At 33.6% G+C, this 13,059-nt stretch carries 11 protein-coding genes; 5 read left to right on the forward strand and 6 right to left on the reverse strand.

Translation table 11 applies throughout. The annotated features are described in order from the left end of the window. Positions 1–45 precede the first annotated feature (45 nt). Genes ACODSB_RS02480 through ACODSB_RS02490 form a run of 3 tightly spaced genes read left to right on the forward strand, consistent with a single transcriptional unit; the run spans position 46 to position 2,618 of the window. Positions 46–771, forward strand: a complete 726-nt coding sequence (locus ACODSB_RS02480; protein ID WP_073485429.1) for a polyprenol monophosphomannose synthase — start codon at positions 46–48, stop codon at positions 769–771. Between the two features lie 8 nt (positions 772–779). Continuing rightward, positions 780–2,120, forward strand: a complete 1,341-nt coding sequence (locus tag ACODSB_RS02485) for a dihydroorotase (RefSeq protein ID WP_488935868.1) — start codon at positions 780–782, stop codon at positions 2,118–2,120. Positions 2,121–2,129: 9 nt separating this feature from the next. Then, positions 2,130–2,618 (forward strand): DUF4296 domain-containing protein, encoded by a 489-nt coding sequence (locus ACODSB_RS02490; protein ID WP_180856874.1) that lies wholly within the window; start codon positions 2,130–2,132, stop codon positions 2,616–2,618. Between the two features lie 3 nt (positions 2,619–2,621). Here ACODSB_RS02490 and ACODSB_RS02495 read toward each other — a convergent pair whose 3' ends face one another. After that, positions 2,622–3,623, reverse strand: a complete 1,002-nt coding sequence (locus ACODSB_RS02495) for an NAD-dependent epimerase/dehydratase family protein (protein ID WP_488935869.1) — start codon at positions 3,621–3,623, stop codon at positions 2,622–2,624. A 174-nt stretch (positions 3,624–3,797) separates the two neighbouring features. On the opposite strand from ACODSB_RS02495, the gene tyrS reads away from it, so the two are divergent. After that, entirely contained in the window at positions 3,798–5,093 is a 1,296-nt protein-coding gene (gene tyrS, locus ACODSB_RS02500) for a tyrosine--tRNA ligase (protein ID WP_488935870.1), read from the forward strand. Between the two features lie 147 nt (positions 5,094–5,240). Beyond that, positions 5,241–5,585 (forward strand): hypothetical protein, encoded by a 345-nt coding sequence (locus ACODSB_RS02505; RefSeq protein WP_180856871.1) that lies wholly within the window; start codon positions 5,241–5,243, stop codon positions 5,583–5,585. A gap of 45 nt (positions 5,586–5,630) precedes the next feature. On the opposite strand, the gene ACODSB_RS02510 is transcribed toward ACODSB_RS02505, so the two are convergent. The 5 genes from ACODSB_RS02510 to ACODSB_RS02530 form a co-directional block, all read right to left on the reverse strand. Further along, positions 5,631–6,611 carry a LuxE/PaaK family acyltransferase gene (locus tag ACODSB_RS02510; protein ID WP_488935871.1) on the reverse strand — a complete coding sequence of 327 codons (981 nt, stop codon included), beginning with the start codon at positions 6,609–6,611 and terminating at the stop codon, positions 5,631–5,633. Positions 6,612–6,763: 152 nt separating this feature from the next. Beyond that, positions 6,764–7,840 carry a M57 family metalloprotease gene (locus ACODSB_RS02515; protein WP_488935872.1) on the reverse strand — a complete coding sequence of 359 codons (1,077 nt, stop codon included), beginning with the start codon at positions 7,838–7,840 and terminating at the stop codon, positions 6,764–6,766. Between the two features lie 181 nt (positions 7,841–8,021). Further along, on the reverse strand, positions 8,022–8,360 hold the full coding sequence (locus tag ACODSB_RS02520) for a T9SS type A sorting domain-containing protein (RefSeq protein WP_053472555.1): 339 nt from the start codon (positions 8,358–8,360) through the stop codon (positions 8,022–8,024). Positions 8,361–8,468: 108 nt separating this feature from the next. Continuing rightward, positions 8,469–9,884 carry a hypothetical protein gene (locus tag ACODSB_RS02525; protein WP_488935873.1) on the reverse strand — a complete coding sequence of 472 codons (1,416 nt, stop codon included), beginning with the start codon at positions 9,882–9,884 and terminating at the stop codon, positions 8,469–8,471. A 190-nt stretch (positions 9,885–10,074) separates the two neighbouring features. Then, a complete protein-coding gene (locus ACODSB_RS02530; protein WP_488935874.1) occupies positions 10,075–12,873 on the reverse strand; it encodes a TonB-dependent receptor in 2,799 nt (932 codons plus the stop codon). Positions 12,874–13,059 lie beyond the last annotated feature (186 nt).

The raw sequence follows: 13,059 nt of genomic DNA on the forward strand, positions 1-13,059 counted from the left end.
ATGCTATAAAAAGTTTACTTTTGCGGTGAAATTACCGAGAAAAAAATGAGTGATAGTATTGTCATAATCCCTACTTATAACGAAATTGAAAACATAGAAAGTATAGTGAGAGCTGTACTTTCGCAGCATAAATCTTTTCACCTGCTAATAATCGACGATAATTCGCCGGACCATACCGCCGATAAAGTTGTTGCATTGCAGGAAGAATATCCGGGAAGATTATTTCTTGAAAAAAGAGCTAAAAAAGCCGGTTTAGGAACCGCTTATGTTCATGGTTTTAAATGGTCATTAGAACATAAATATGATTTTATTTTTGAAATGGATGCCGATTTTTCGCATAACCCAAATGATCTTGAAAAATTATACGATGCCTGCCACTTCGGAGGTGCAGATTTAGCCATTGGATCCCGTTATGTTACAGGTGTAAATGTGGTAAACTGGCCTTTAAGCCGAGTTTTAATGTCTTATTTTGCATCAGTTTACGTAAAGTTTATTACCGGAATGAAAATTCACGATGCAACAGCTGGTTTTGTTTGTTATAAAAGAGAAGTTTTAGAGAAAATTAATCTGAACAAAATAAAGTTTGTTGGATATGCGTTTCAAATCGAAATGAAGTACAGAACTTATTGTGCTAAATTTGAAATAAAAGAAGTGCCTATTATTTTTACAGACAGAACAAAAGGAGTTTCAAAAATGAGTAACGCTATTATTAAGGAAGCAATTCTGGGTGTAATTTCTCTTCGCTTAAAAAAATTAGTCAATACATTATAAGATAGAACATGAACAGGATTTTAATAAAAAATGCCAAAATTGTAAACGAAGGATCTATTTTTGACGGAGATGTTTTGATCGAAAATGACTTAATCGTTGAGGTTGCTGACAGCATCAGTTTAAAAACATCTGACTGTATTGTTATTGATGCAGAAGGAAGTTATTTAATGCCGGGTGCAATTGATGATCAGGTTCATTTTAGAGAGCCGGGATTAACACATAAAGGTGATATCGAATCAGAATCGAGAGCTGCGATTGCGGGAGGAATTACTTCTTTTATCGAACAGCCAAACACGGTTCCTAATGCAGTTACTCAGGAAATATTAGAAGATAAATACCAAATTGCTGCCGAGAAATCATTTGCGAATTATTCGTTTATGATGGGCGCAACAAATGATAATCTGGAAGAAGTTTTAAAAACAAATCCAAAAAATGTTGCCGGAATCAAGATTTTCTTAGGTTCTTCAACAGGAAATATGCTGGTTGACAAGGAAGAAACTCTGGAAAAAATCTTTTCAAGCACACCAATGTTAATTGCAGTGCATTGCGAAGATGAAACTACGATCCAGAACAATTTAGCAGAATTCAAAGAAAAATATGGTGAAGATGTTCCGGTAACGGCGCACAATTTAATTAGAAGTGCCGAGGCTTGTTATCTTTCGTCTTCAAAAGCGGTGGCTTTGGCGAAAAAAACGGGAGCAAGGCTTCATATTTTTCACCTTTCTACGGCAAAAGAAATGGAATTGTTTACCAATAAAATTCCATTAGAAGATAAAAAAATTACGGCTGAGGTTTGTGTACATCACCTTTGGTTTACTGATGAAGATTACAAAACAAAAGGGAATTTCATCAAATGGAATCCTGCTGTAAAAACTGAACATGACAGAGCCGAACTTTGGAAAGCTTTGAATGACGGCCGAATTGATGTTATTGCAACAGATCATGCGCCGCATACTAAAGAAGAAAAATTACAATCATATTTAAAAGCTCCTTCTGGAGGGCCGCTTGTACAGCACGCTGTTGTGGCAATGTTCGAAGCACATCACCAGGGAAAAATCAGTGTGGAGAAAATTGTGGAGAAAATGTGTCACAATCCGGCTAAGATTTTCAAAATCGAAAAAAGAGGTTTTGTTAAAGAAGGTTATTTTGCCGATTTAGTAATTGTAAACCCAAGTTTGCCATGGAGTGTAAAACCAGAAAATATCCTTGCAAAATGTGGATGGTCGCCTTTTGAAAATTATACTTTTAAATCTAGAATTACGCATACTTTTGTAAATGGAGAACTAGTTTACAATAACTTTAAAGTAAAAGATATCCGCGCCGGGAAACGTTTATTGTTTGATAGATAAAAAGCTGAAATGAAGAATTGTTTAGTAATACTATTGGTTTTGTTTCTTTCTGTAAGTTGTAAAAAGGACGTTGTAAAACAGCCTGCAAAACTTATTGAGAAAGATAAAATGATTGATATTATGTATGATTTGTCTCTTCTGGAAGCAATGAAATACCAACATCAGGAATTGTTAGATTCTACAGAAACAAGCCCAACGAAATTCATTTTAAAAAAATATAAAGTGGACAGTCTTCAGTTTGCTCAAAATAATATGTATTATGCCGCAGATTATGAGAACTACAAAGATATGTTTGATGAAGTAGGGAAACGATTAAAAGTAGCAGAACGAGCTGCAGATTCTCTTGTTACTATCGAAAATAAAAAAGCAGCGAAAGAAGCTAAAAAGAAACTTAAGGAAACTTCAAAAACTCCAAAGGATTCAATCAAAAAAAGTTCAAAACAACAAATAAACCTCGATTCGATAAGACGACAAATGAAAAAACCACCTAGAAGATAAGGTTTATAATTTCGAAATGTCTTTTATGTATTGATGTACATCTAAAAAAACCGTTCCAAGAGCGGTTTTTATTTTTTCATTAGAATACAGATTTTTAGAATAAGATGCTTTTGCAGTCGCTTTTGTAATAGTTCTTTTTTGAAAAAATAAAGTCGAAAATATTCCGTCAGCAATCCAAAGCAAATTCATTAAAAAAGGTTTTGCATGAAGATGCGGTTTTTTGACTTTTAAAACATCGGCAATGGTGTCCAGAATATCTTTAAAAACAACATTGTCCGTAATTAAAGTAAAGCGCTCATTTTTGATATCACTTTTCATTAACTGATACATTGTTTTTACAACATCATCAATCGAAATAAAACCAGTACTTCCGAGTGTGTAAAAAGGAAGTCCGTTTGCGACTTTTACATATAATTCTGCGCTTCCCTGCTGTTTACTTTTTGTTTTCGGAATTGGGCCTAAAATTACTCCCGGATTTACGATAATTACATCTAAACCTTCCTGATGAGCTCGCCAGACTTCCATTTCGGCGCCATATTTAGAAATAGCGTAATCGCTGTGCGGTTTTTCGGGATTCCAGTCGGTTTCCTCGGTAATGTAAGTTTCATGAGGAGCTAAATCGCCAAGAGCGGCAATAGAACTCACAAAGCAGAATTTCTTTATTTCTCTGGCAAGAGAAAAATTAACCATATTGGCTGTTCCTTCAATATTGGTTTTTCGGAGTATTTCTTCATCTGTGGGATCAAAAGAAATAAATGCGGCACAATGGTAAACGTAATCAATATCATTAAAAGCAATTTCCAGAGAAGGAACATCTAAAATATCGGCTTCAAGCCATTCTATTTTTTCAAATAAATCAGCTTTTTGATACAATTCAAAAACCGATTTTGTTTTTTGAATATTGCTTTCGGTTCGGTAAATAGCCCGAACATTTTCTCCATTTTCAATTAAATGAAGCAATAAATGTGAGCCCACTAAACCTGTTCCGCCAGTTACTAATACCATTTTGTAAATATACCGATTTTGCCACAAAGGCGCAAAGACACTAAGTTTTTTTAATGGTTACTTTTTTATTTATTGAGAAAAATGGTATTCTCTTTGTGTCTTAGTGTCTTTGCGGCAGAAGGTTTTTTGATATTGCAGATGACAATCCTTATATTTGCGCAAAATATTTTAAAAATGAAGAATCTAGTTGAAGAATTAAAATGGCGCGGTTTATACCATGATAGCATGCCAGGAACGGAAGAACAATTGCTAAAAGAGGTAACGGCGGCATATATTGGTTTTGATCCAACGGCAGATTCGCTGCATATTGGCAGTATGGTTCAGATTATTTTATTGGTTCATTTAAAGAATTTTGGCCATCAGCCAATTGCCCTTGTGGGCGGTGCGACCGGAATGATTGGTGATCCTTCTGGAAAATCTGACGAAAGAAATTTGTTGAACGAAGAAACTTTGGCTAAAAACGTGGCTGGAATTAAAAGTGTTCTGTCTCGTTTCTTAGACTTTAATTCAAAAGAAGCAAACGCTCCAATTATGGTTAATAACTATGACTGGATGAAAGAATTCTCGTTTATTGATTTTGCCCGTGAAGTTGGAAAACGTATTACGGTAAATTATATGATGGCGAAGGATTCTGTTAAAAAGAGAATTAACGGAGAAGGTGAAGGAATGTCTTTCACAGAGTTTACTTATCAATTAATTCAGGGATACGATTTTTATCATTTATATAAAAACAATAACTGCCTTTTGCAAATGGGAGGTTCTGACCAATGGGGAAATATTACCACGGGTACAGAATTAGTACGCAGAATGGGTGGAGAAAGTGCAAAAGCATTTGCATTAACTACGCCTTTAATCACAAAAGCAGACGGATCTAAATTTGGTAAATCTGAAGGAGGAAATGTTTGGTTAGATGCTGATAAAACTTCTGTTTACAAATTTTACCAATTTTGGGTAAATGCTACAGATGTTGATGCAGAGAAATACATTAAAATCTTTACTTTCTTAGATAAAGAAACTATTGATGGCTTAATTGCAGAACATCAGGCAGCACCGCATTTAAGAATTTTGCAAAAGAAACTGGCTGAAGAAATTACGATTTTTGTTCATAGTAAAGAAGAATTAGAAAAAGCAATTCAGGCTTCAAATATTTTATTTGGAAATTCTACTGCCGAAGATTTGAAACAATTAGATGAAGCTACTTTCTTAGAAGTTTTTGACGGTGTTCCTCAAGCTGAAATTGCAAAAGCAGATCTGGAAAATGAATTGGATATTATCTCAGTTTTAAACGAAAAAACGGGTTTCTTTAAATCAAACGGAGAAGCAAGAAGAGCTTTAACAGCTAATTCTATTTCTGTAAACAGAGAGAAAATAAAAGAAGATTTTATTTTAAGTTCAAATGATTTGATTAACAATCAGTTTGTTTTATTGCAAAGTGGAAAGAAAAATTATTTCGTAATTAGAGTGATTTAAGTGTTTAATTGGTTAATTGTTTAATCGATTTCTGAAAGTTAGAACATATTATATAGATCCCAATAGTTTGAAAGAGCAGTTGGGATTTTTATTTTATATTATATCCAACTGATATTTTTAGTATGTTTATCACTTAAAAATAAACTTATGATAGGAATTATATTTATTTATTGGATTTGGAAATCGTTTAGCGACTTAGCTACTGAATATAATAAGAACAAATGGACTTATGCGCTTATTGGGTTAGCGTCTTATTACGGAACTACTCTTGTAGCAGGTTTTATATATGGAGCTTGTGTCTTTTTTATTAATGGTGTGGATGGTGTAAATGACGAAAATTATAATAGTATCGGATGGAATCTGCTTTTCGTTCTTTTGGGAGGACTAGCATGTTATGGCGTTTACAGTTTATTAAAAAGCAAAGGCGAGAAAGAAAGAGAATTGTCTAGAAAAGAAGGAATAGATAGTATTGGCGTAACGGAAGAAAATTAGTTTTTTTTAACTGTTTAATCGTTGATTCGGTTAACCGATTAAATATTAAAGAACCATTAAGTTACAACCGCGAATATCAGAATTATCAAAACGTCCCAATACTTCAAAAGAGTTGTTGGGATTTTTTTTGCCTAAATCCTGCGTTGCAATAAAAGAACAGGAATTGATGTTGGCTAAGTCAATTACGTTTATTCCTCCCGTTTTTCCGTCGTTTATGTAAGTGAGAGCATCTTCGGGATCACGAACTAAAATGTGCATCCATGACGGACATTCAAAAACACCTTCACCCAAAGAATAAGCCTGCGCTAAAAGTTCTGTCATTCCGTATTCTGAATGAATAGAAGAAACGCCAAAACCTTTACAGAGTATTTCGTGAAGTTCTTCGCGAATCATTTCTTTACGTTTTCCTTTCATTCCTCCAGTTTCCATTATAATGGTATTTTGAAGGTTGAATTGATGTTTTTCGATTAAATCTAATAAGGCGTATGTAACGCCAATTAAAATCACATTTTGACCTGCTTGGTCTAATTCAGTCAGCTTTTTAATTAAGTCGTCGTGATTGTGTAAATAAAAGCCGCTCTCAGGTTGATTGGACAGCTTTATCAAGTCTTCGACCATATAAATAAGCGAAGATCCCTCGCGCTCTAAATAAGAAGGCAAAAGAGCTAAAACAACATAATCTTCAATATTGCCGTAAAATTGTGAAAATCCCTTGCGGTAACTTTCCTCATATAGGGAAACATCGGTCACTAAATGTCGGCTGGTAATCATTCCGGTTGTACCGCTGCTGGTAAAAGTTACCTGAGCAGGATTTTCATTAGAAACTACATCGTGGCTTTTGAAAAACTGAATAGGTAAAAAAGGAATTTGCTGTAATGATTTTACCTGCTGAACATCTGTCTTTAAAAAATCACAAAAATTGCGATATACGGCGTTATTAGCGTATTGAAAGCGAAACACTTTTAATGCTGTTTTTTCAAATTGTTTATGGCTTGAAATCGTAAATATATCGCTGGCTGTAATCAAAACTTTTTTTTTGTGCAAAGATATTGTTTTTCTGTAGATGGTCTTCAATATTTCCGAATAGGTAGAGATAATTGGAATTTTGATTAAAATTAAAAGCCCCAACAATTTTGGGGCTTAGAATCTTTTCAGTTTACATTTAGTTGTATCGCGATTTAATCGGAATAGTTTTCATTGATACAGTTGTTTAATGAAACAGTAAATGTTGTAGAACAGCCTACGCTGGTTGTCCTAGTTACAATTCCCGTAGCAGGCCAGGTTGTATTATTAGCTTTAACTCTTATTTCACATGACTCATTAAGCGGGCTAACCATTTCTAGAGAGCTACTTGTTAAAGTCCAAGTTGCTGTTCCGCTCTCAACATTTGTTTGTTTTCTTCCAATTACATAAACATTGTAATTTATACGATCGTTATATCTGTCAAAAGCACATGTGCCTGCATCAGGACCATTTAGAAGGGTGTTACAAGCTAAGGGTGGGTACAAAAATTGAACAGCCTGTATGTCATATTGAGAAAAACCTGCCCAGCCACCATTAGAAGTAGAATTCATGATCGAATTTGGATCTGAAGCGGGAGAATTTGGGACATAATTTGTACCTGCTTCATCTGTATGTAATATCCCTACTATATGTCCTAATTCATGTGCTACTATTCTAATTTTTGTTCCATAGTTAACGGGAATGTCTAAGTTAAGACTTACCATTGCTCCTGGCCTTCCTTCTGCACTTGGCATTAGAGCATAACCGCCAGTTGTAGTGCCTAGTATGCCTTCATCACTTCCAATTAAAATATCTGCTGTTTCTTCATGTGTCTCAACGAAGAGAATCGATGTATTACTTATATCTTTCCAGCTTGCAATTGCATATCTTATTGCATCTCTCCAGTTTCCGGAAGTTGGTATAGAGGAGTGGATTTTTACTTTAATAATTCGATTTTGTGCTGATACTAATGATGATGTGTAATTATGACGTGCTGTAAGATTTGATTTTGCATAGTCATGAATGTTTTTAGAGAAAAGCATATCGCCCTGAACAATAAAATAATCTTTACTTTCTACGATATCTTCTTTTTTAAAACCCTTTTTTAAAATTTCATTAATTACTAAAGAATTGTCATTAGTAATTTTAATACTTGAATTTGAGTTTTCAGTGCTAACGTTGGAATCATTATTTTCACAAGAGAATAATGTACTTATTACTAATAAGGTAACAACGGCTTTTTTAATCTTCATTTGAATAATTTTGATTTATAATAATTTTCTCATATAAAAATAGAGAAACCAAAATTTCTAAATGAATGATTAAGTTAATTAAACGTTAAGCTTAATCTTATTAAAATAATTATAAAAATAAATGTTGGAAAATAAAAAAAGCTCTAAACTTAGTTTAGAGCTTTATAAATATTTTATAATCTTATCGGATGATTAATTTTCGGGTTGAGGAGGAGTTTTGTTCGCTTATTTTTATGATATAAACGCCTGGAACTAAATCTGCAACGCTAAGTTCTCTGGAAGCTAAATGCGTCTGCAGTACTTTTTTTCCTAATATATCAAAAACGATTATTTCTTTCTCCAGATCATTTTTAGAAGAAATATATACTCTTCCGCTGGTAACTGGGTTAGGGTACAAGCTTAGTCCCTCAATACCCGTAGCGTCTTGAGTTTTTGGTAATTGCTTACTGTCTTGTGCCGAGACACTTACAGTAAAGAAAAAAGCCAATAAGAATGTAATATAAAAGTAGTTTTTTGCCATCGCATTTGTTTGTGTAAGTAAATATACAAAAAAAAAATACAAAAACTACGCCAAAAAAAAACATCCTAATAATTTAGGATGTTTTTAACAATTTATTTTTTCTAACTATTATTTAGTCAAATCAACTCCGTCAACTGTTGCCCAAGCACCAGCTGTTAAAGAAGCTCCAGTAGCTGTAGCGTCAATTACGAAATTTGCAGCAGGGAAAGTAACAACACCATCCCAAGCACCTACTACTACACCTAAAACATTTTTAGAAGTGTTAGTGATTTTAACTTTAGTGATTTTAATTTTTCCACCATTCACTTGGTTAGTATTTGTAGAAGCATCTTGAATTTTAACTGCTGCTCCAGTGTATACTTTAGAAGCTTCAGTGTAATCTCCGTAACCATCGATTATGATGTTGCTGAAATCACCATTACCTTCATTTTTGAATTGAATAGCATCAACTTGAACATCTCCAACTGCTTCTGGAGTTGTACCTGCAGTTCTTTTTAAAGTAATGTTTGTAACTTTAGGGAAGTAAGCATTGTTGTTTTTAGAAGACTCGATTTCGATTCCAAAGTTTCCTTTTGCATTTTGGTGAGCATACCAGTTTGTATTAGCTTGACCTTGCCATCCATCTTGCCAGTCAAAAGAATCATCAGTATTGTCATAAGAAATAGCATTAGTTAAGCTTGCAGTTCCTCCGTAAAATTCGAATCCGTCATCAGCACCTTTGTAAGATACTAAGTGATCTAAAGTTGTTCCTGATCCTACAGAGTAGAATGAGAATCCATTTAATTCTTTAGTTCCATCTGCTAATTTAGAACCAGCGTACTCAACTCTTACATATTTTAATGAACCACCATTGTGAGCATCATTTGTTCCTCCGTAAGGTAAAGCGTTTCCATCTTCTGAAGTTGAAGTTTTAACACCGTTGATAGCGTTGATTGGAGCATCACCATACATGATGATACCACCCCAAGAACCAGCGATTTTAGATTTTTCAGTAAATACTACTGGTTTGTCAGCTGTACCATTGATGATTAATTTTCCACCGTTTAAAACTACTAAAGCATTATCTCCAGTTGTTTTATCAACTGTAATAGTTGAACCAGCTTCGAAAGTTAATGTTACACCAGAATTAATTTTTACCACACCTTTCATAGTGTAGTTTCCTAATGCATAAGTTTTATTAGCTGTAATTGGACCAGTAATTTCGCCAGTTGCAACAGGAGTTGCAGTTACAGTTACAGTTCTTGTTACAGAAACAGATTGTACAGTATAAGTAATAACAGAAGTACCAACAGAAACCCCTGTGATAACTCCAGTTGTAGGTGCTACAGTAGCAACAGATGGTGTACCACTAGAAAAAGTACCACCTGTAGTTGTACTGCTAAAAGTTGTAGTTCCTCCTACAACGATGCTTTCAGTTCCTGTCAAAGGATTTACCGTGAATTGTGCCGGACTGTCATCGTCGCTGCTACATGATGAAAATAATAAGCCAATAGAAAGGGCTAAAGCAAATAATTTAGTTTTCATAATTGATGTTTAAAGTTTTATTTCTTTGCAGACAAAATTAACTAGGGAATCCTTTTTAAGTGTTAGCTAATCATTACAATACTGTTACTATACAATATCTTAAATGTCAAGAAAATGTTAAGAGTTTCGCGTTATGAGCAAAAAAAAAGCCCTATCGAAATAGGGCTTTGTATTTGTTGTTTTGATGATATTAAAAAGTATATCCTAAGCTTAAAGAAAATCCTCTGCTTTTTTTGTAACTTTTTGTCAATGGATCTCCCACAACTGGAGTTTCGCTGTTGTTTCCAATTTCAAATTTACGGGCCGGATCTAAAATGTTATCAGCTGAGAATTTTAAATCAATATGGTCAGATAGTTTGCTGCTCCATACAAAATCCAATTGTGATACCGGTAATTCATAAATATGATCTAAACCGTTTGTACCTACTGCATAAATTCTTTTTCCAAATACTGAATATACTAATGAAAGAGTATTACTCCATTTTTCATTCAAGTCAAATTGGTATTTTAGATCAGAGTTGATTAACCATTTTGAAGCACCTTGCAAATCTCTTGATTGGTGAGTTTCGATTGATTGTGAAGTACTTCCGTCAGGATTTACAATAAAAGGTTTTACCTCTGCCTTAGTACTCATTAATGAAGTGTTAAATCCTAATGAGAAATTTTTAAAAGTATTACTCAATCTTTCTAAGTCATAAATAAACTCAATTTCGGCACCGTATAAAACTGCGTTGTCAGAGTTTAGGTAAGTGATGATTGTAGAACCAGCAGCATTTGCAGTTAATGTTCTCTCAATAGGGTTTTCCATTTGTTTTCCAAAAACACCTACTGCAAACATTTCTTTTGCTGTTGGGAAAAGCTCATACTTTAAATCAACATTGTAATTATCACTATTTACTAAATATGGATTTCCTTTCATAGAAGTACCATCGGCATTGATATACTCAATAGGATAAGCTTCCATAATTACCGGTTTAGTATAAGTTATACCACCTGCTAAACGAATATTTGCTTTTTCAGTAATACTATATTTAGCATTTAATGAAGGTAAGAAATATGTTTTGTCGTAATTTAATGTTACGAACGGTTCATCAAATGAACCTTGTTGTCTGTATTTAGTTTCTCTGTTAGTGCTCTCAAATCTTACACCACCATTAACTTCAAGCTTATCATTAAATTTGTAAAGCAAATTAGCATATCCAGCATTAGCACCTTCTTTTAATAATGCTTTATATGTAGAGTTAGAACTCTCTCTGTAGTTAAAAGCGCCACCGGCGATATAACCATTTAATTGATTGTCGATACTGTTAAGCGGTGCATCAACGTTTGGTCCTGTAGTTGGAGAAATAAAACGATAAGAAGACTCCATGTCAGATCTGTTTCCATTGTATCCAACAGTTAATCTGTGCCCTTTATCAGCTCCAAACTTTAAATTATATTCAGCTAAACCAGAGAAGTAAGAGTTACCAGTAATTTCTAAATATTGTTTGATAAAGTTATTTCCCGCAACAGAAGCAATTATTCCGTCATTATCAGTTTTAACACCAGAAAATGCTTTTCTGTCTGGTTGATTGTATTTAGTTTCTGCATAAGAGATTCCAGCTTTTACAGTTTGGCTTTTATCTTCATTTATAGCATATTCTCCTACCAATTGATTGTTCCAATAATCTGATTGATCTAATTGGTTAGTACGGATAAGAGTTTTGTTTGTTCCAGTTCCGGTTTCAGCATTTGCAACACCAAATTGGTCTTTGATCAAATTATCTGTTGTGCGGATAAAAAGACTGTTATAAGATAATTTGAATCTGCGTGTATTATAGTTTAAACCTAATAAACCAGTCAAAGAAGTTTTGTAGTGGTTGTCTGTAGTAATGAAATCAGTTTTATAGCTAATCCCTGTACTTTGATATGCAAATGTTCTGTCAACACCTTCTTGAATAGCATAACTGTTTTCTGCATTTAAGGAAATGATGTATGAAAAGCTTCTGTCTTTTTGCAAATCAAATTTTTCTGCATGCAAAAATCCAATACTTGTATTTAATGGACTTCTGATAGATGAAACATCAAAACCACTTTGGAAATTGTTTAATGATTCCTGAGGAGTAAAAACGTGACCAGAAGGAGTGTCACCTAAAAGTGATGGCAATTTTCTGTTGTCTGCTGTCATTCCAAAAAAACCTTCAGCTGAGTCAGCATCCTTAGAAAGAGAAAATCTTTTAAAGTTACTGTTTACAAGATAGCTTGTTCCGATATTGATTTTTGTAATGCTTTTTGTGTTTTTTGAAGTTTGGATATTAAATGTTCCTCCTGCAAAATCACCGTAAATATTTGGACTGAATGTTTTGTAAACTTCTATAACACCAACTACATCAGTAGAGAACAAATCCAAAGGAATAATTTTCAAAAATGGGTTGTTTGTTGGAGCAGCAAGATCATTAATCAATAAGTTGTTGTATCTGTCTTCAAGACCTCTAACAAATAAACCTCTTGATCCTACTTTAGTAATTCCTGTAATTTTAGTTAAACCCTCTTCAACGTCACTAACACCTTTTCTAGACATTTCCTGTGCACCAATACTTTGTTTGATTACAACAGCATTTTTTTGGTCTAATAAAAGAGCAGTTTCTTTTTCTTTATTTGCTGTAGATTTTACAACAACATCTTTAAGAGTAAAACTTCCAGAAGAAAGTACTTGATTTATAACTACAGTTTCGCCTGCTTTTACAGTAACCGGAGCTTCTTTAGTTTCATATCCTACAAAACTAAAAATGATAGTATAGTTTCCAGGATTTACATTCAACGAATATTTTCCGTCAATGTCAGTATTTGCGCTAATATTTGTACCTTTAATTAAAACATTAGCAAAAGGTAACGCTGCATTGTTCGATTCTTTGTCAGTCAGAACTCCAGAAATCGTACCTTTGTTTTGCGCGATCGAAATCGTACAGATAAATAATGCAATAAATAGAAATCTTAAATTGAATTTCATTTGTGTGTTGTGTTTAATTTATTTTTGTGCAAAGAAAGAACCGCCCTGTAAAGTTCATGTTACGGACTTGTTATGTTTTTGTGTTGTTAAGATTATGAAATTGTTATGAGATTAAATTACGGTTAACACCAATTTTTAACCGTTCATTTGTTAGTATATTTACGCTGTGAAATAAAAAACATCGAA

It is taken from the genome of Flavobacterium sp. FG68 (assembly GCF_057808895.1).